The 18090-nt window shown below is 52.8% G+C and carries 15 protein-coding genes and 5 tRNA genes; 9 read left to right on the forward strand and 11 right to left on the reverse strand.

Annotated elements, in window-relative coordinates; genetic code table 11:
• Nucleotides 1–10: 10 nt before the first annotated feature.
• The 5 genes from HMF8227_RS05475 to HMF8227_RS05495 all read right to left on the reverse strand — a co-directional run bounded on the left by HMF8227_RS05475 (nucleotide 11) and on the right by HMF8227_RS05495 (nucleotide 5045).
• Nucleotides 11–3154, reverse strand: a complete 3144-nt coding sequence (locus HMF8227_RS05475; protein ID WP_109339218.1) for an efflux RND transporter permease subunit — start codon at nucleotides 3152–3154, stop codon at nucleotides 11–13.
• Complete coding sequence (locus tag HMF8227_RS05480) at nucleotides 3154–4245, reverse strand: efflux RND transporter periplasmic adaptor subunit (RefSeq protein WP_109339219.1); 1092 nt, start codon at nucleotides 4243–4245, stop codon at nucleotides 3154–3156. The genes HMF8227_RS05475 and HMF8227_RS05480 overlap by 1 nt, the downstream gene beginning before the upstream one ends.
• A complete protein-coding gene (locus HMF8227_RS05485; protein ID WP_109339220.1) occupies nucleotides 4242–4721 on the reverse strand; it encodes a GbsR/MarR family transcriptional regulator in 480 nt (159 codons plus the stop codon). Before HMF8227_RS05485 ends, HMF8227_RS05480 begins: the two co-directional genes overlap by 4 nt.
• A gap of 146 nt (nucleotides 4722–4867) precedes the next feature.
• Nucleotides 4868–4943: transfer RNA gene (locus HMF8227_RS05490), tRNA-Val, on the reverse strand.
• A 26-nt stretch (nucleotides 4944–4969) separates the two neighbouring features.
• A tRNA-Val gene (locus HMF8227_RS05495) sits at nucleotides 4970–5045 on the reverse strand.
• Between the two features lie 276 nt (nucleotides 5046–5321).
• Between HMF8227_RS05495 and gltX the strand changes: the two genes are divergently transcribed.
• The 7 genes from gltX to HMF8227_RS05530 all read left to right on the forward strand — a co-directional run bounded on the left by gltX (nucleotide 5322) and on the right by HMF8227_RS05530 (nucleotide 9991).
• Complete coding sequence (gene gltX, locus HMF8227_RS05500; RefSeq protein ID WP_109339221.1) at nucleotides 5322–6725, forward strand: glutamate--tRNA ligase; 1404 nt, start codon at nucleotides 5322–5324, stop codon at nucleotides 6723–6725.
• 78 nt (nucleotides 6726–6803) lie between these two features.
• A tRNA-Ala gene (locus HMF8227_RS05505) sits at nucleotides 6804–6879 on the forward strand.
• A gap of 27 nt (nucleotides 6880–6906) precedes the next feature.
• A tRNA-Glu gene (locus tag HMF8227_RS05510) sits at nucleotides 6907–6982 on the forward strand.
• Between the two features lie 59 nt (nucleotides 6983–7041).
• Nucleotides 7042–7117 (forward strand) — tRNA-Glu (locus HMF8227_RS05515).
• A 629-nt stretch (nucleotides 7118–7746) separates the two neighbouring features.
• Nucleotides 7747–9030 (forward strand): MFS transporter, encoded by a 1284-nt coding sequence (locus tag HMF8227_RS05520; RefSeq protein WP_109339222.1) that lies wholly within the window; start codon nucleotides 7747–7749, stop codon nucleotides 9028–9030.
• 65 nt (nucleotides 9031–9095) lie between these two features.
• Nucleotides 9096–9467: a DUF2750 domain-containing protein gene (locus tag HMF8227_RS05525; RefSeq protein WP_109339223.1), complete on the forward strand. Its 372-nt coding sequence runs from the start codon at nucleotides 9096–9098 to the stop codon at nucleotides 9465–9467.
• Nucleotides 9464–9991 carry a DUF6942 family protein gene (locus HMF8227_RS05530; protein WP_109339224.1) on the forward strand — a complete coding sequence of 176 codons (528 nt, stop codon included), beginning with the start codon at nucleotides 9464–9466 and terminating at the stop codon, nucleotides 9989–9991. The genes HMF8227_RS05525 and HMF8227_RS05530 overlap by 4 nt, the downstream gene beginning before the upstream one ends.
• A 5-nt stretch (nucleotides 9992–9996) precedes the next feature.
• On the opposite strand, the gene HMF8227_RS05535 is transcribed toward HMF8227_RS05530, so the two are convergent.
• On the reverse strand, nucleotides 9997–10599 hold the full coding sequence (locus HMF8227_RS05535) for a hypothetical protein (protein WP_109339225.1): 603 nt from the start codon (nucleotides 10597–10599) through the stop codon (nucleotides 9997–9999).
• A gap of 59 nt (nucleotides 10600–10658) precedes the next feature.
• Nucleotides 10659–11906, reverse strand: a complete 1248-nt coding sequence (locus HMF8227_RS05540; RefSeq protein ID WP_109339226.1) for an MFS transporter — start codon at nucleotides 11904–11906, stop codon at nucleotides 10659–10661.
• Nucleotides 11907–12062: 156 nt separating this feature from the next.
• Here HMF8227_RS05540 and HMF8227_RS05545 point away from each other — a divergent pair, with 156 nt between their 5' ends.
• Complete coding sequence (locus HMF8227_RS05545) at nucleotides 12063–12470, forward strand: SufE family protein (RefSeq protein WP_109339227.1); 408 nt, start codon at nucleotides 12063–12065, stop codon at nucleotides 12468–12470.
• Here HMF8227_RS05545 and tcdA read toward each other — a convergent pair.
• On the reverse strand, nucleotides 12458–13255 hold the full coding sequence (gene tcdA / locus HMF8227_RS05550; RefSeq protein ID WP_109341022.1) for a tRNA cyclic N6-threonylcarbamoyladenosine(37) synthase TcdA: 798 nt from the start codon (nucleotides 13253–13255) through the stop codon (nucleotides 12458–12460). The genes HMF8227_RS05545 and tcdA overlap by 13 nt on opposite strands.
• Nucleotides 13256–13499: 244 nt before the next feature.
• Here tcdA and HMF8227_RS05555 point away from each other — a divergent pair, with 244 nt between their 5' ends.
• The gene (locus HMF8227_RS05555) at nucleotides 13500–15449 is read left to right on the forward strand and encodes a HAMP domain-containing methyl-accepting chemotaxis protein (RefSeq protein WP_109339228.1); all 1950 of its coding nucleotides are present in this window, start codon (nucleotides 13500–13502) and stop codon (nucleotides 15447–15449) included.
• Nucleotides 15450–15461: 12 nt separating this feature from the next.
• Here the strand turns inward: HMF8227_RS05555 and HMF8227_RS05560 are convergent, their stop codons facing one another.
• The 3 genes from HMF8227_RS05560 to HMF8227_RS05570 all read right to left on the reverse strand — a co-directional run bounded on the left by HMF8227_RS05560 (nucleotide 15462) and on the right by HMF8227_RS05570 (nucleotide 18074).
• Complete coding sequence (locus HMF8227_RS05560; protein WP_109339229.1) at nucleotides 15462–15878, reverse strand: DUF3429 domain-containing protein; 417 nt, start codon at nucleotides 15876–15878, stop codon at nucleotides 15462–15464.
• Nucleotides 15879–16021: 143 nt separating this feature from the next.
• The gene (locus HMF8227_RS05565; RefSeq protein ID WP_109339230.1) at nucleotides 16022–17206 is read right to left on the reverse strand and encodes an amino acid aminotransferase; all 1185 of its coding nucleotides are present in this window, start codon (nucleotides 17204–17206) and stop codon (nucleotides 16022–16024) included.
• Between the two features lie 100 nt (nucleotides 17207–17306).
• Nucleotides 17307–18074 (reverse strand): NRDE family protein, encoded by a 768-nt coding sequence (locus HMF8227_RS05570; protein ID WP_109339231.1) that lies wholly within the window; start codon nucleotides 18072–18074, stop codon nucleotides 17307–17309.
• Nucleotides 18075–18090: the final 16 nt, after the last annotated feature.

An 18090-nucleotide genomic window follows, 5' to 3' on the forward strand; every position in this document is an offset into this window, starting at 1 on the left:
ACTCTGTCTGTCAGGCTTGTCCAGGTGATGCGTCCGGCGCTTGCTGTGTTTTCGGTACCGGCAAGCGCTCGCCTAACCTTAGCAGACAAGGCGTCAGCAGTAAGGTCAGCAAGGTAGCAAAGGTTAATCCGCCGGCAATGGCACTGGACAGCTGAGTCCACCACTGCGTTGAGGGGGCGCCCACGGCGATATCCTGATTGATTAAGTCAATGTTCAGGGCAAACACCATAGGCAGTAGCCCCAACACGGTGGTCAGTGCGGTGAGCAATACGGGGCGTAGACGCTGTGCGCAGGTGCGCAGTATTGCTTCCTTAACTTCATAGCCTCTGTGTTTAAGATCATTGAAGGTGTCGATGAGGATAATATTGTTGTTCACCACTATACCCGCCAGTGCGATGATGCCCACGCCACCCATCACAATGGAAAAGGCCCGACCGGTCACCAGCAGTCCCAGCAGTACGCCAGCGGTGGAGAAAACAATGGCACTTAACACCAGAGCAGCCTGGTAGAAGCTATTAAACTGGATCAGTAAAATCGCCAGCATCAGGAACACCGCAGTGGCAAAGGCTTGCATCAGGAAGTTGGCCGCTTCCTGCTGATCTTCTGCTTCCCCTTTAAACTGCATGCTCACCGACGAGGGAAAGTTCATACCGGCCATGGCTTGCTCCATCCTGCCAATTTGTTCGTCCACCAGTACGCCATCGGTCACATTAGCCTCGATGGTCATAACCCTCTGGGCGTCGGCACGATTGATGGTGCCCGTCTTCGGGGCAGGTTCGAAGTTGACAAAGTTGGTCACCGGTAGGGGGCCGTAACGGGTGGGCACGCGCAGTTGGTCAAGCTGATCAAAGCTGCGGTATTGATGAGGAAAACGTACCCGTACTTCCACTTCTTCATCGGCGTCGTCCGGTCGGTATTCGGTGATCTTTACCCCGTTGGTGATCATTTGCACCATATTCCCCAGGCTGACCACATCGGTGCTGTAACGGGCTGCCTCGTCACGGTCTACCCTAAGCTGCCATTCTACGCCCGGCAGAGGTCTGGAGTCGGTGACATCCACAAAACCGCCAATGTCGCGCATCTTGTCTCTGATTTTAGCGATGGTGTTGTTCAGGGCCGCAGAGTCACTGGAGCGTACCTGAAGCTGCACCGGCTTGCCTTGAGACGGTCCGTTCTGGGCTTTTTGTACCTGTACGATGATGCCGGGAATATGCTGGGTACGCTGGCGCACTTCACCGAGTATTTCGTCGGCACTGCGCCTTTGCTGCCAGTCAACAAATTCCAGCTGTATCACGCCGATCACATCCTCGGCCAGTTGACCGCTACTGTTGCGACCGCCGCCCATGGTGCGGGTGTAGACGGTTTCGAGGCCATTCATGGGTAACACCTGCTGTTCTACCTGACGAACCAGCTTATCCCGCTCATAGATGGATAAGTCGCCGCGGGCGCGCACCTGGACCTGGGCAAACTCAGGCTCCACCTCGGGGAAAAACTCCACCCCGCGGCCAAAGGTGCCGTAAGCCGAATAGGCACCGACTAAAAGTAAAATGGCGCCCAGCAAGACCTTGCCCGGGTGTTGTAATAACACGCTTAACAGATTCAGGTAGCGGCCGGTAAAGCCGCCGATGTCTTCCAGCTTTCCACTTTCGGCGGCGATAACAGCCTGCTGGCCGATTTGGTCCCGTGGTGCGCGCCCGATGACGCCGCCGAGAACGGGGATAAAGATTAGGGCCATCGCCAGCGATGCGATGAGGGTAATGATCACCGTTATGGGCAAAAAGCGCATAAACTCACCGGCGATGCCCGGCCAGGGCAGTAAGGGCACAAACACGGCCAGGGTGGTGGCGATGGACGCGATAATCGGCCAGGCCATACGCTGTGCTGCGGCTCGGTAAGCCGGTTTGGGCTTTTGGCCGTCACTCATGTAGCGGTCAGCCAGTTCGGTGGTGACGATGGCGCCATCCACCAACATACCGACCACCAGAATCAGGCTGAACAGCACCACAATGTTGAGTGTCAGTCCCATCCACTGGATCACCAGAATTCCGGCTAAAAAGGCCCCGGGTATCGCCAGCCCTACTAACATAGCAGGGCGAGGGCCCATGGCGGCAAGCACCACGATCATCACCAGCACAATGGCGGTCAGTACATTATTTTGCAGGTCGCCGAGCATGGTGCGTATTTGCTCGGACTTATCCTGCATGTAGGTCAGTTTTAACGATGCGGGCCAGGCGTCCTGAGTCTGGCTTATGGTCTGGCGTGCCTGTTCGATGGTTTCGATGATATTGGCTCCGGCGCGCTTGGTGATCTCCAGCGCAATGGAAGGCTGGCCACCGACCCGGGCAAAGCTGTCCGGGTCTTTAAAGGTACGGCGAATGGTCGCCACATCCCCAAAAGTAATGACGGTGCCATCGACGGTTTTTACCGGCATATTAAGCACATCTTCCAGGGTTTCGATGACGCCGGGCACCTTGAGCAGAATACGCCCGGCTTCACTTTCCAGCGCTCCGGCCGCCACCAGACGATTGTTACGCTGAAAGACACTGATGATCTCTTCGAAGGACAGGCCATAGGTTTCGAGGGTGTTGGGCTCTACCAGAATCTCCAGTAGTTCCTCCCGATCTCCGGCAATCTCCACCTCCAGTACCCCTTCGATGGTTTCGATGCGTTCTTGCAGCCGGCGGGCCACCTCCAGCATTTGCCGCTCTGGAACCGGGCCAGACAGTACTGCTGTGATAACCGGAAACAAGGCCACGTTCACTTCAGTGACTCTGGGCTCTTCGGTGTCCGGGGGCAATTCCGCCTTGGCGATATCCACCTGTTCGCGCACATCGCGAAGGGCCTGATCCGGGTTAAATCCGGCATCAAATTCTAAGGTTATAGACGCGTAGCCTTCCGAAGCTACGGCTCGGAGCTCGTTGAGGCCTTCCACCGATTGCAGTTCTTTTTCCATCGGACGGATCAGCAATCGCTCTGCATCTTCCGGGGAAATGCCGTGATGCACCATAGACACATAGATGGTGGGGATGGTGATATCTGGCTCGGCTTCTTTGGGAATGGTGTAGTAAGCGCCGGCGCCGGCTAAGATGGTGACAAAAAACAGCAACACCACGGCTCGACTGCGCTGGAAGGCGGCCTGTATCACTGAGTTCATTACAGACCTCCCGATCTTACCTGAGCCGATTGTTGTTGCCATCTCACCGCAACCGTTTCCCCATCCTGAACAAAGGCCTGGCCTTCGGTTATCAGGCCCAGCTCATCGGGTAAGCCGGTTAGCCACAGCCCCTGTGTCTTAGCATCCACAATGGTGACTGGGTGAAAATGCACACGATTTTCATCATCCACGCTCTTTACCCCTAATTCGCCATTGGTATTCAGGCTTATCAGGGCAGGGGAAACAAAATGAGCCTGCACCTGCTCGGTGGGGATGGTTAGCTTAGCGCTGACGCCGCCGGGCAGGGCATGGTCGGCGTTATCCAGCTCCACCTCAATGGCAAAGGTGCGCGTATTGGTATTGGCTTTGGGAGCGATATAGCGAATGGGACCGCTGTCTTTGTAACCGGTGGCCAGTTCCACCTGCACCGTTTTGCCTGGTTTGACCCGGCCAATGTGCTGCTGAGCAATATCGGCGCGGATCACCAGTGGGTCGTTATCCACCAGGCGGATGACGCCCTGATTGGCGACAACAAACTCGCCTTGCTCCACCATAAAACGCTCGATCACACCGCTAAAGGGGGCGCGAATTTCGGTGCGTTGAATGTCCAACTCAATGGCGGCCAGATCGGCTTTGGCTTTTTCAACGGCGGCTCTGGCCTGCTGCAGGCTAAGCTCGGATTGATAGTTGTCTTTTTTCAGTGTTTCGAACGAAGCCAGTTGGCTGCGCGCCTCTGCCAGTGCCGCCTGTGCCTTGGACAAGCGCGCCTGACGGTCATCCATGGCTATGCGAGCCAGTACCTGTCCCTGCTTCACCTGATTGCCTTCGTCGACCAGTATCTGCCGTATTTGGCCGGAGGTTTCAGCCTTGATGGCGACTTCTCGCTCAGGCTCGGCAGAACCATGGGCCTTAATTTCGCGGGTTATGGTCTGTGCTGAGCGTTGTTCCGCCTGTACCGTTAGTGCTGGAGCTGCGCTTTTCTGCTTATCCTCCGATGAAGCCTGACCCTCTGAATCGCTGAACACGCCAAGGAGCATCCAGACTATCAAGGCTCCGGCTAATCCGGCGGCCATCCAAATAGAGCGGTTCATAATTTCACCTCCTTGATGCGTTCAACGGAAAGCTCCGCCAGCTCCTGAAACATTGATTCGATATGACGGCAAAAGCACTGATAAAACTGCTCAAGTTCCTGCAAACGAGGTTGGCTGCCTGAATACGCCACAGGTAAGTCTCGTCGGGTTTGTTGAATGAGTTCAATGGCCGTATTGGTGCGCTGGGCGATGCCCCGTAACAGTTCCGAGTAGGGGGCGTGTTTTAGCTGAAAGTAATCCTGACGCTGACCGGGCTGGGTGAGCCGTTCGATAAGACCCAGGTTTTCCAGTAAACGGGTATTAGTGCTGACACTGCCTTTACTGATGTGAAGCTCTTCAGCCAGTTCGGCAAAACTGTGTGGACCTTCGGCTAAGATCAAAAAGGCGAAAATACGTCCGGCGATGCGAGGCATGCCTTCGGCTTCCACTAATAAGCCCATACGCTCAATAAAATGGGCGGCGACATCGTTTTTCATATTGGGGCGTTGGTTTTTGTTTAGTTCGTTCAGTCTAGACTAAACATATTGATCCTGATTAGATTTGGATCAACAGGAAACGAAAACAATACGAATGAATGCGTAAAGTTCTTAAAGAGGAATGAAACGGTATCTGTACAAAGAAATGGTGGGTGGTACTGGGTTCGAACCAGTGACCCTCGCCTTGTAAGGGCGATGCTCTCCCAGCTGAGCTAACCACCCACATAAAGTGGAATCAGAACAACAAATGGTGGGTGGTACTGGGTTCGAACCAGTGACCCTCGCCTTGTAAGGGCGATGCTCTCCCAGCTGAGCTAACCACCCACTTGTTGTCTGCCTTGCTAAGTTGCCTCGGCAAGTGGGGGCGTATTATAGGGAGCCCGAAAAAGGAGTCAACACAATTTTTGAAAAAGCTGTTTGAGTGCATAAAAAGCGCGCAGATTGAGCTTTTCTGATGGTTATACCATCAATATTGCCCATTTTGAGCGTTATTCTGGCGATGCAGTAAAACACCAGGACAGTCGAATAGGCGTAGGCGATGCAAGCTGATAAAATATCGGGCTAAATGATTTAACGACCTGCAACAGGATTCACTCGACTATGACCATTACCACTAGATTTGCTCCCAGTCCTACCGGCTACCTGCACGTTGGCGGAGCCAGAACGGCGTTGTACTCCTGGTTATATGCCAAGAGTCAGGGCGGCAAATTTGTCTTACGGATTGAAGATACCGATATCGAGCGCTCCACTCAGGAGGCCATCGACGCCATTTTAGAGGGCATGGAGTGGCTGGGACTGAATTGGGACGAAGGCCCTTATTATCAGACTCAACGCTTCGATCGTTACCGGGAAGTGATTCAACAGCTGCTCGACCAGGGCAAGGCGTATAAGTGCTATTGCTCCCGTGAACGTCTGGAGAGCTTGCGTGAGCAGCAGATGGCCAATGGCGAGAAGCCGAAATACGATGGTCATTGTCGGGACGCCGGTGAACAGGACGGCGATTATGTCATCCGCTTCCGCAATCCCGATGAGGGCAGTGTGGTGATCCCGGATCATATCCGTGGTGACATTACCATTGCCAACAGCGAACTGGACGATCTTATTATTCAGCGTACCGACGGTTCTCCTACTTACAACTTCTGTGTAGTGGTGGATGACTGGGATATGGGCATTACCCATGTGGTGCGCGGCGAAGACCATATCAATAATACCCCTCGCCAGATCAATATTCTTAAAGCTCTGGATGCGCCGTTGCCGGAGTACGCCCATGTGTCGATGATTCTGGGCGATGACGGTAAGAAGCTGTCTAAACGTCATGGCGCGGTCAGTGTGATGCAGTTCCGTGATGACGGTTTCTTGCCTCAGGCGATGATTAACTACCTCGTTCGATTAGGATGGGCCCACGGCGATCAGGAAATCTTCACTCTGGACGAAATGCTGGAGCATTTCAGTCTGGATGGCATCAGCCAGTCGGCGTCCGCCTTCAATACCGAAAAACTCATCTGGCTGAATCAGCACTATATTAAGTCGCTGCCGGTCAACGACGTGGCAAAACACGCAAAGTGGCACTTTGAGCATCAGGGTATCGACCTGTCTCAGGGGCCGGCGCTGGAAGAGGTGATCGCCATCCAGGCGGACCGGGTGAAAACCTTAAAAGAGTTGGCCGAGATCAGTCGTTACTTCTACGAGGAATATGACGAGTTTGATGCCAAGGCGGCTAAGAAGCACTTGCGTCCGGTGGCTAAGGAGCCGCTAGAGTTAGTAAAACAGAAGCTGGCGGCGATTTCTGAGTGGAAGCCGGAGAATATTCAGGCTGCCATCAATGAAACAGCCCAACAACTGGACGTTGGCATGGGCAAAGTGGGGATGCCCCTGAGAGTCGCAGCGACCGGTTCCGGTAACTCTCCGTCGCTGGATGTGACCCTAAACCTGCTAAAAATCGATCAAATCGAGCAACGAATCGACAAAGCGCTTAAATTTATAGCAGACAGAGAAAATTCTTAAAAAAAGTTATTGACTTAAAACGGGGGGGTGCCTAGAATGCGCCCCGCTGTCACGGAACAGCAGCCAGACAAGAAAGTCGGGGCCATAGCTCAGCTGGGAGAGCGCTTGCATGGCATGCAAGAGGTCGGCGGTTCGATCCCGCCTGGCTCCACCAACTTTCTGGAACAATTTGGAATACAGCGTCCCCATCGTCTAGAGGCCTAGGACTCCGCCCTTTCACGGCGGCAACAGGGGTTCGAATCCCCTTGGGGACGCCACTTCCAAATGACAAAATTTCAGTATGCCGGTATTAGGCCATCGACATACTAAAGGTTTTGTCCCCATCGTCTAGAGGCCTAGGACTCCGCCCTTTCACGGCGGCAACAGGGGTTCGAATCCCCTTGGGGACGCCAAATAAAAAAGCCCTGCTCGCAAGAGCGGGGCTTTTTTATTTGTTGGTCCATGAGACTGAGAACCCCTGTGGGTTCGACCAATTTGTCTGGAGCAAATTGGAATGCCGGAGCTTGCGACGGCGGCCCGAAGGGCGAAATGCATGGAGGCATTTCGTAATCCCCTTGGGGACATTTGACTCTTGAGCCTAAGGTAATCGCCCGAGTGCCAGGGCTTCTTATGTGTGCTTTAGCTGTACTAGCTCTCATCTGTCAGACCTCCTTGTCGCTGTATTCCAGGCATGTCGTCCATGACATGCCGTTCATCGCTTCATCAGTGACGTTAGGTCACTGATGATAAGCAAAGCTTACCGCTCTTCACCCTATCTCACAGGTTCTGCTTTATCGCTGGCTTAAGGGAATCAATATTTATAAATTGGCTGCTTTTGAGGAGCAGACATCCATGTCGCTGTATTCCAGGCATGTCTTCCATGACATGCCGTTCATCGCTTCATCAGTGACTTACTGACCAAGATCTTCTGCCTTTGTCATGTATTTCTGGACGATTCGCCATACAACTACAACAATGAGGGCTCGTGCATTGTTCTGATAGCCCTTGAGGGAAGTGGAGAGGAGGGCAAAAGGGAGACGCTATGAGGTATCCATCGAGCACTGCGTTTGCGATATTTGGTGCAATGTTGATCGCCATTAGCTACGGGTTGGCGCGTTTTGCTTTTGGTCTTTTTGTGCCGCCGATTCGCGAAGCTCTCAATCTCACCCCTTCGGTGATCGGTATTATCGGTGCGCTACCTCTTATCAGCTTTTTATTCGCCACCGCCATCGCCCCTCTGGCCGCCGATCGGCTGGGGGCTCGAAAAACCGGGATGATTTCAGGCATCTTTGGCGCAGCAGGGCTGGGACTGATCAGTCAGGCCTGGGGAGCTATTTCCCTGGGCGTTGGAGTGTTTGCCTGCGGTATCTGCACCGGATTAATGATGCCGGCACTCACTGCGGCTATGCAGGCACTGGTGAAGCGTTCGCTGCACGGGCGCGTCAGCTCGGTGATGAATGCCGGAACCAGTATCGGTGTAGCAGTAGCGGTACCTACGGTCTTATTGCTGGCGGATGCCTGGCGATTCGCTTATTTTTCTTTTGCAGTACTGGCAGCCGTTGGGGTTTTGGCGGCCTGGCGAATGTTGCCGTCCGTCTCACCAGTATTGCCCTCCAATGCCGCACCGGCACCACCGGTCAGTGTGCTTCAGTGGACCCGACTTTTTCGGTTGTCCGGGTTTGCGTTTGTCATGGGCTTTGTATCCTCAGCCTATTGGATATTTGCGCCGGATTTGGTGGCCACGCTTGGCCAGTTACCATCAAGTTCTACCGGCTTACTTTGGCTCGCGGTCGGGCTTGCGGGACTGGGGGGCGCCGTGGTCGCCGATCTGGCCGATCGCAATAATCCGCCGATCACCCAGGCCTTAATGCTGATGATGTTATCTGCCGCTCTGGCTTTGGTGGCGGCCAGTCCCGGTAATATCGCTATTGCGATCTTTTCGGCGCTGGTATTCGGCTTGTCGTATATGAGTCTGACCGGCTTGTACCTGATGACCGGCATTCGCTTGTTACCCGGTCGCTTATCCATGGGGCCGGTGTTGCCTTTTATGGCGGTGTCCTTGGGACAAGCCGTGGGTTCGGCGCTGTTCGGTTTGCTGGTGGAGGACTTTGGTTATGGCGATGCCTTTGCCATTTTTGCCGCTCTGGGCATTCTGGCAGCCCTGTTGTCGCCCTTTTATCCGCGTCAGTTAGAGCTGGAGCCAGACGAGGAAATCCTGGAAGATACTGGTCTCCAGGCAGCCTATGACTTCCAGCTGCAAAATGAAAAAGGGGAGCCCTACCGAAGTCAGGAGACGGCGGCTGACCGAACGGAAACACAGGAATAACGGGCGTGCCGTTTACGCCCCTTTTCAGGCATAATACCGCCAGATTTCATCTAAAGCTGTAGACTATGACTCTGGAAGACTTTCAGCAACTGGCGCCAGAAGAGCGCGCCGAGCAGACTCTGCTGGCTATTATTGAGCAAGGCGAGCTTTATCACCTGCAACACGGGCCGCGCTGGGCCATGTTAAGCGCAGAAGGCGATGCCTGCACGCCACTGTTTTGCCGAAAAGATGCGGCGCTTCAATGGTTGGGGGCTCATTACCCGGAAGCCAAACCCAAATCTTTGTCGCTAAAGAAACTCATGAAAGAATGGCTGCCTCTGTACGCCGAGGATGATGTGTATTTAATGCTTTCACCGGCGCCAAGGGAAGCAGAGGGTATTTTGATCACCATTGATGAGTTTTTACAGGCCCTGTCGGAAGAGGGTGTCACCCTGTGAGTCTGGCCGCATCAGGGCTGGGCGATGATGAACCGGACTTGATTATTTATGTGGCAATGGCACCACCGCTGGGGAATTCGCCAGTGGTGTTTCACCCTGCCGCACGCGGTGAGTTGCACAGTATTGGGCAGGCCTGTGGTAACGGCTGGCGAAAAATTTTCAATGTCTATGCCAAGCTGGTGTTTGCCTTAAAGGACATCGGTATGGATCTGACTCAGGGCGCCGAACGATGGCAAGATTATCGGGAGCAGACTCTGTTACAGGCCGGTTCTGGGACGGCGCTGGTCTTTGGCGCTCCCAGGCCCTGTTACCGGCCACAGGCCGTTGAGATTATTGCCGGACGCCAACACGCCAGAACGATGGATGCACTCGCCCCGTTAGGGCTGGTTTGGCTGGATCCGGCGTTTGCGGTCAATCAAAGTGAGAGGCTGGTGGTCAGCCCCTTTTTAGATTACCGACAGTTGTCCAATGCTAAGATTGAGCGTCTGGCGCAGATTATGGTTGATTTGGCCACACCTCAGTGACGCTATTAATGGCTGCCAAAATGATACTGGGTGCCGAGCAGCAGTACTTTTTCTTCATCCACCTTCTCGTACAACACGCTTAGGGTCCACGTCGGGGAGACAAAATAATTAGCGCTGACCTCAAGCCCCCAGTGGCTGTCGCCATGATCGGGCTTCACGTAGCGGGCCGAACCATGCAATTCTACCTTGCCGATATGGGCTTTTAAGCCAGGAGTGAAGGCGGTACTCTCGATATCGTGGTCATGATGGTGATGGTAGCCTTCATCTTCGGTGAAGTCTTCTTCACCGTCTAAGCGCGACAGTGTGGCGGTAAAATCCATGTTGTCTGTCAGTGGATGATAATAACCCAGACCAAGTTCCGCGGTGGTTATGTCCACTTGGGTATGAGCATCAACATGATCATCGGTGACATCGTGATAGCGCCCCTGCACATAAAAGTTTCGGGTCAGCTTTTTGGAAAATCCCAGTCCCCAGCCATCGGCATCGATATCGTACAGTTGGATATTTTTATAGCCAGCTTCAAGCCAGTCGTAAGACAGGTGGCTGTCACCGGTTTCTGCCAGGGCGAATGGCGCGATCATAGCGGCTAGCAAAGTAAGAGACTTCATTGCGTGTTCCTATTCGTTTTTATTTATTGTGCGTGTTTTTTGCCTGATAACACAAGCGATTAGTTGGATGTACTTTGCTGAGTCTTCAGTTTGGCTAGCTGACCATCCTGATAAAACAGAATAATTAGCTGTGCCAGTGCCAACAGCATCAGAATACCCCCGCTAAATAAACTCCAGTGCGCGCCCCAGAGGCTAATAATTCCGCCTAATGCAGCAATACTCATACTGGCAAACACAAAAGTGCTGGCAATGAGGCCCATAATCCGCCCCTGACCATACTCGGCAAAGCGGTCACTGATATACACTGGCAGCAGGCCGTTATAGGCAGCGATCAGGGTACCGGTGACGGCGTAGTAAGGCCAGACGCTGTCGGCTTTGAACCAGGGAGCACTAATCAGCACCAGTGCCAGTAAGCCGATGGCGGTAATGACGGTCGCGACCAGGCCAAACCAGCGCTTAAAACGCTCTACGAGCAACAGGCTGACACTGGTCATGGCCAGTGTTTGCACGGCGATGGTTTCGCCGATGGCTTCGCTGCTCATCTGGTATTGTTCGACCAGCCACAATGACGTGAACTGATACAGGGCGTTTACGCCCAGCAGAAGACACAGATACATGGCAAAGCACTGACGCACATCGCTGTATTTTAACAAGCTTAACGAATTGGTCTGCCTCGCCTGCTGTAACCAGCCGCGTTGTTTCATCTTAGGAGACGCGGCCAGTGGTACCACAAAGGCAACCAGTACTAAGGCCACAGCCATGGCTCCGGCGGCAACGATAAAAGGTACTTCGGGCCCTAAGGCCATCAGGTATCCACCGCTCAACGGACCGATCAACCAGCCTGAGTATGAGGTAGCAAACAGCCAGGAGAAGGCACGGGTTTTGTCTATCTGGGGTTCAAGGTCGGCTACGATTGCGCGGGCAATAGAGATATTACCTTCGCACAGACCCGTGGCAAACCGGGCCAGAATAAACAGCAGATAGCTTTCACTGACCACGGCCCAGGCGGTGCACAGATAGCCGATAACACTTAAAACCAGCGTGGTTCTTAACACCGGCTTGCGACCGTAAATGTCAGATAACGCACCGATAAAGGACGAGCCGATTAACATACCGAGCGGATAAATCGCCAGGGCGCCGGCGAGCAGAAGCTCAGGAGGAAGGTCGGCGAAACGTGTTAAACCGCTCGTTGCGGTGTCAGTAAAAAGAGGTGCCAGAATCGGGTAGGGCAGTGCGATCCCGGCGGTGCTGAGAAGGTTCACCAGCATCATGGTGAGTAAGATGGTATAAGCGAGTCGAGTAGTCATTGATTATTTTATAAAGTAATTTGTTTATATATTAGGGTTGGCCAGCTACATTAGTAAAATAAATACGTTGTATTTTTTGTATAACCTAAGGTGATACTTGATCCCAGGCAGGTTATTCCTGACAATCGGCCACGCACATTGAACACTGGAATTACATTGAGCACCGTTAAGCTATCGCCTTTAGCCACCACCATACAGCAATCCCAGAACTGGGAGGCGCAAATGCGTCAACTGATGTTGGCGGGAAAGCAGCTTGCGCCTCTGACGCCGTCTGAGCAATGTGACGACAATGAGGTGTCTGGCTGTGAAAGCCAGGTCTGGCTCATTCTGGGAGGTGATACACACGCCGTTCAGTTAAGAGCCTATTCCACCAGTAAGATTATCCGTGGACTGTTGGCCGTATTGATGGAGCCGTTACAAGGTCAGTCGGTGGAGAAAATCCAGGCCTTTGACAGTCAGGCCTATTTACAGTTACTCGGTCTGGAGCGACACCTCAGCCAATCCAGAGCCAGTGGCCTCAACGCGGTAGTTAAAGCCATTCAGTATCGCTGTCAGTCCCTTTGAGCCTGTCGCTCACAGCGAGCCAGGTATTTATCAATCACCCGGGCGGCGGCAAAAAAGCCAAAGCTCCCGGTAACTGCCACGGAAGCACCAAAACCGGTGTTGCAGTCGAGCTTGGTACTGCCATCGGCAAATTGTTTGGTTTCGCACACGCTGCCGTCGGGCTGAGGATATTTCAGTTGCTCGGTAGAATATACGCAGTCCACTTGAAAGCGCCTTTTTGGATTGGAGCTAAAGCCATACTCGCGCCTCAGTAAAGAACGCACCTTGGCGGCCAGTGGATCTTGTACCGTCTTGGCCAGGTCGGCGATGGCGATCTGAGTGGGATCCGTCTGCCCGCCCGCGCCGCCGATGGTTAAAACCGGGATCTTACGGCGTTTGCAGTGGGCGATCATGGCCGCCTTGGCGCTGACCGAGTCGGTAGCGTCGATAACATAATCCAGTTCATTCAGATACTCACCGACCGTTTCCGCTGTAACGAAATCTTCAACGGCATTAAGCTGACAGTCGGGGTTGATGAGGCTGATGCGCCTGGCCATCTCATCCACCTTAGGTCGGCCGACGGTATCGGTAAGCGCATGTAACTGACGGTTAGTATTGGTCACGCAGATGTCGTCAAGGTCAATCAGGGTCAGCTGGCCTATCGCCGTTCGGGCCAGAGCTTCTGCAACCCAGCAACCGACACCGCCAATGCCCACAACGGCAAAACGGGCCTGCTGTAACCATTGCATCGCCTGCTGTCCATAGAGGCGCTGTGTGCCACCAAAACGTTCAGAAAAATCACTCATTATTTGCAGGAATTCGGCACTGTAAAAGGCGACACAGTTTAACATAAATTTTATGAGCAAGGGGAAACAGTGCCTTATCGAGGCAGTTGTAATATTTCCTTAACAAATGGCTTATATCGTTCTAAATTAAGCTAATTTAGGTAAATCATAATTACAAATAGTGCCTGGATGGAAGTTCGGGCATTTCTACCAGTTAATAATAGTGGCCTCATGGATCGAAGCTATAAATGAAGTGAGGCGCACGATGAATAACCTATCTTTGAATCTTCAGCTCAAGCTGAGCTTTCTGTCATTGTTACTTTTACTGCTCATTGTTGCAGCGGTTGGTTTTGTCGGTCTTAAGCGAGTGAACAATTATTTTGACGACTACCAGTACCAGTCCAGTAACACGAATCTGGCAGGGCGGATTCAGGCCAATCTATTAACAGTGCGCATGGCGGTAGTGAAGTTCTTCAGTGATCCAAATGAGGAGAATCTTACCGATTATGAAAGTCGGGTGACGCTACTATCCGAGCTTTTGCAAGCAGCTCAGCAGAACAACAGGAATGATCAGCAGAGTCAAATTATCAGGGACATCGCTGCACAGTTTCAGCGTTATAAGGACGGTTTTGACAAGGTCAGGGAATATTACGCTCAGCGAGATGACATCGTATATCAGGACTTGGACCCTGCGGGCTTAGCGATGCGCAAAAGTGCCACCGAGATTATTACGTTAGCACGGCAGAGTGGCGATACGGAACTCAGTTATTTTTCCGCTCACGCACAACAAAGCCTGCTGCTAGGGCGTTTGTATACGAATAAGTTTTTACTGAATAATGATATCTCAGATGAGCGGCGGGCTCTTGGTGAGCTTGATGAGTTGGAAATGGCGCTGAACCAGCTGGATAGCCTGAGCTTAAGTGCCCGGGAAGACGCATTAAAGCAAGATATCAGAGAGCAGCGCCAAAGGTACTTACAGGCTCTAAAAGAAGTAACTGAGGTGATCGTGGCTCGAAACCAGGTCATCAATGGAGTGTTAAACACCCTGGGTCCTCAGATGGCCGGTGAGATAGAGCAGTTAAAGTTAGAAATTGCTAAGACTCAGGAGCGACTGGGACAGGAGGCGGTATCGGCGTCGGATTCGGCCAATTTCTGGGTTCTTGTTGTGGTGGCTTTGTCTCTAGTGGCAGGTGTGGCGGCGGCCATATTCATGCCCCAGTTTATTATGCGTCCTATAGGTGGTGAGCCCAGAACCATTGAGCGTATCGCCCGTCGTGTGGCCGACGGTGACCTGATGGTCGTTAATGACTCCGGTAAAGAAGTTACTGGCATCTATGCCGCGTTGCTGCAGATGGTGACAAAACTGCGTGATGTTATCAGTCAAATTGACAAATCCAGCGACGAACTTTCGGAGTCGGCTTCCAGTTTGGCGTCGGTCACCACACAAACCTCCAAAAGCACGGACAATCAGCTTAACCAGCTGTCTCAGGCCGCCACGGCAATGGAAGAGATGGCCGCGTCGGTTCAGGAAGTGACCAAGAACGCTCAGGGTGCGGCGCAGGCAGCATCGGAAACGGACAAGAGCGCTTCTCACGGTCAGCAGCTGGTACAGTCTACCGCCGATAGTATCCAGGTATTGGTACGCAATATTAACCATGTATCGGAAACTATCGACAACCTTAATAAGGAAGCGGAGAGCATGGGCTCAATACTGGGGACCATTAATGGTATCGCCGAACAGACCAATCTGCTGGCGTTAAATGCGGCCATTGAGGCCGCCCGGGCTGGTGAGCAGGGACGTGGTTTTGCGGTTGTGGCGGATGAAGTAAGGACCCTCGCCAGCCGAACTCAGCAGAGTACTGATGAGATTCAAAGTATGCTGAACCGGCTACAGGGGGAAACGCGTCGTTCGGTGGAGTCAATGCGCGGAACAATGACCGAGACAGAAACGACCATCGACAAGGCTAACCAGACCCAGGAAGCCTTCGTGCTGATTACCGATTCGGTAAATAACATTAATGATATGAATCACCAAATCGCCAGTGCGGCAGAGGAGCAATCTGCGGTCGCTGAAGACATTAATCGCAACATTATGGAAATTAACACCATGGCTAAGGAAACCTCAGACGGGGCGAAGAGCACGGCTCAATCAGCCAATCGTCTGGAGCATATGGCTGAGTCCCTGAAACAAAGCTGTGGTCACTTTAAGCTCTGAGTGTAACGGGCTTTATTGGGCCTGCCATATCATCATTATATGACAGGCTACGACCACCGTAGTGAGGTGGAGCCGTAGCTTCAGGTAATGGCTATGTTCGCGAAATAACAGACGATCATAAATCCAAAGCCACACAAACAGCCCGGACAGAATAGCCAGCTCAACCGGCGTGCTTATGATGACAAGGTCACCAATGGCCGCCAGCAAAAAGGCCAATACCACAGGTGTGACCGACAATAGGTGGGGGGTGGGCGCATGCTGGTGTTTCACCGCCCAGCCCCATTGGGTTCCGGCCATAAAGCTTAAAATAACTAAGCTGTACAAACTAAACCATTGTGTCGCCAGAGTTGGTGGTAGCCACCCAAAAACACTGCCAGCACTTAATATGACAAAGGGCAAAATGCCCGCCCATCCCAATAGTAAATACATAATCAGACTCCCTGAGCAGAGATAAGGCTTTTTAGCCTGAATTACGGACTTTATATGGCGTAGGGAACAGGAAAGATCGGTTAAAGGGTAGAAGGAGAAGGAAAGGCAGACCAGTGAAACAGGTCTGCCTTTTTACGTCCCGTTTAGAGTACGGCGGCGATGGAGTCGGCCAGATAGTCTACGTTGGACTTACTGATCCCGGCCACGTTGATGCGGCTGGAGTCTACGAAGTAGATGGAGTACTCATTACGCAGTTGCTGTACCTGCTCGGGAGTAATACACAGATAGGTAAACATGCCTTTCTGACGAGTAATAAAGTCAAAGTCATGGCCCTTGGCCTTGAGCTTGTCAGCCAGCATCTGACGCAGGGTGTGCATACGCTCTCGCATCTCGGTGACCTCGGCCAGCCATTGCTGCTTCAAATCATCGCTGTTTAAGATGATATCCACCAATGCACCTCCATATGACGGTGGCATGGAGTAGATACCGCGAGCGACAGACTGGATCTGAGTTTGCACTGCATCGCGTATTTTCTGGTCGGGGGTAATCATGGCTGCCAGTCCCACGCGCTCTCGGTACAGACCGAAATTCTTCGAGCAGGAGGCCGCGACCAATACTTCCGGCAGGTTTTCGGTTAGCAGGCGCAGACCGTAGGCGTCTTCATCCATCCCGTCGCCAAAGCCCTGATAGGCGATGTCGATAAAGGGAATGAATTGCTTTTCTTTCGCCAGCTCCAGTACCTGATGCCACTGCTCTTTGGTTAAATCGGCACCGGTGGGGTTATGGCAGCAGCCATGCAGCAACACCACATCATTTTTCTTCGACTGCTGAAGGCTTTGCAGCATATCGTCGAAGCGAATGCCGGCCAGTTCTTTATCGAAGTAGGTATAGGTCTTGATTTCCAGGCCGGCACTGCCGATCAGCGGAATATGATTGGCCCAGGTGGGGTCAGAAACCCAAACGGTGGTGTCGCCTTTGGCGCGTTTAATCAGTTCGGCCAGAATACGCAGGGCACCACAGCCGCCGGGAGCCTGTACCGCTGCTACGCGATCGTCTATCAAGGTCTTGTGCTCCTGACCCAGCAGCAGCTTCAACATACCCTCGATGTAACCAGGCACACCCTGGGGTGTGATATAGGTCTTGGAATCCTCGTTGGCGAGCAGAATATTTTGTGCTTTCGCTACCGCACTCATAATCGGGGTGCGGCCCTGCTCATCTTTATAGACGCCCACGCCCAGATCAACTTTCTTTGGGTTAGTATCGGCTTTGTAGGCAGTGGATAGGCCCAGAATGGGGTCGGCAGGTAATTGCTCAAGCACTTCTAGCATGATTTCCCTCTTTGATTAGGTCCCAGCGGGACAACTCGACTCAACAAAGGAGGTATTATGCCAGCGGCTTGATAAAGATCGAGATGAAAAATCAAATATATTATGTCGCTATCTGAAACTCATAACGCCGCTCGCCAAGAAACTCACTGTCGGGACCGTATTGCTGCTCGCGCCAGATAACCTGACTGGTTTGGCTAACCAACAGTAACGTACAGGATCGTGTGCCATAGCTCTGGCCTTGTATAAATCGGGCCGATAGCTGGCGTTCCCAGTCTTTGGGAATGCCGGTGTCTGGCAAATGGACATCGTCGGCTTGCTGGGTATTGTGCAAAAGGGCCAGAAGAGCCGGTTCGGCGGGCGCCTGACTTTGGCAAATGTGAGCCAGTTCTTCGCAGCCAGCCAGTGTCTTTGGCCAGGGGGTATGAATATCGGCATTGGACAAGCCATAGATGTCAGACTTCAGAACGTCATACTCATCGGAAAAATTATTGTAAGCCACAAGTTGGTCTGCATCGCCAAACAGCAGATTATAGCCATTGTACTGATGCCGGGTTTGGCGCAGCCTTTGGATCGTGGCTTCGATGTTCTCGTTGCCTTTTAGGTAGTTACTGACCAAATGACCACGGCTGAGTTTATCTTTATCCATGGTCTTGGGAGCACGGATATTGGTCAGTGCCGCAAAACGGCCCTTGGTGGTCAGTCCCATCCAGGTGCCGCCGGCCTGTAAATCCTGACCGGCCAGCAATTCAGGAGAATCAGCCCAGAAGCCCGATGCTTGAGTGGGCCGGGCAAAGAACTCATCCCGGTTGGCAGCCACAATGAGTTTGTAGTCGGGGTGCTGATTCAGAGCGACAAAGAGTACGCACATAATGAAAGGCCCTGAG

The organism is Saliniradius amylolyticus (assembly GCF_003143555.1).
GTDB lineage: Bacteria > Pseudomonadota > Gammaproteobacteria > Enterobacterales > Alteromonadaceae > Saliniradius > Saliniradius amylolyticus.

What these genes read in the sequence shown, in the direction of transcription:
- HMF8227_RS05475 (WP_109339218.1), bottom strand. Translation starts at nt 3,154, where the DNA reads ATGAACTCAGTGATACAGGCCGCCTTCCAGCGCAGTCGAGCCGTGGTG.
- HMF8227_RS05480 (WP_109339219.1), bottom strand. Translation starts at nt 4,245, where the DNA reads ATGAACCGCTCTATTTGGATGGCCGCCGGATTAGCCGGAGCCTTGATA.
- HMF8227_RS05485 (WP_109339220.1), bottom strand. Translation starts at nt 4,721, where the DNA reads ATGAAAAACGATGTCGCCGCCCATTTTATTGAGCGTATGGGCTTATTA.
- gltX (WP_109339221.1), top strand. Translation starts at nt 5,322, where the DNA reads ATGACCATTACCACTAGATTTGCTCCCAGTCCTACCGGCTACCTGCAC.
- HMF8227_RS05520 (WP_109339222.1), top strand. Translation starts at nt 7,747, where the DNA reads ATGAGGTATCCATCGAGCACTGCGTTTGCGATATTTGGTGCAATGTTG.
- HMF8227_RS05525 (WP_109339223.1), top strand. Translation starts at nt 9,096, where the DNA reads ATGACTCTGGAAGACTTTCAGCAACTGGCGCCAGAAGAGCGCGCCGAG.
- HMF8227_RS05535 (WP_109339225.1), bottom strand. Translation starts at nt 10,599, where the DNA reads ATGAAGTCTCTTACTTTGCTAGCCGCTATGATCGCGCCATTCGCCCTG.
- HMF8227_RS05540 (WP_109339226.1), bottom strand. Translation starts at nt 11,906, where the DNA reads ATGACTACTCGACTCGCTTATACCATCTTACTCACCATGATGCTGGTG.
- tcdA (WP_109341022.1), bottom strand. Translation starts at nt 13,255, where the DNA reads ATGAGTGATTTTTCTGAACGTTTTGGTGGCACACAGCGCCTCTATGGA.
- HMF8227_RS05555 (WP_109339228.1), top strand. Translation starts at nt 13,500, where the DNA reads ATGAATAACCTATCTTTGAATCTTCAGCTCAAGCTGAGCTTTCTGTCA.
- HMF8227_RS05560 (WP_109339229.1), bottom strand. Translation starts at nt 15,878, where the DNA reads ATGTATTTACTATTGGGATGGGCGGGCATTTTGCCCTTTGTCATATTA.
- HMF8227_RS05565 (WP_109339230.1), bottom strand. Translation starts at nt 17,206, where the DNA reads ATGCTAGAAGTGCTTGAGCAATTACCTGCCGACCCCATTCTGGGCCTA.
- HMF8227_RS05570 (WP_109339231.1), bottom strand. Translation starts at nt 18,074, where the DNA reads ATGTGCGTACTCTTTGTCGCTCTGAATCAGCACCCCGACTACAAACTC.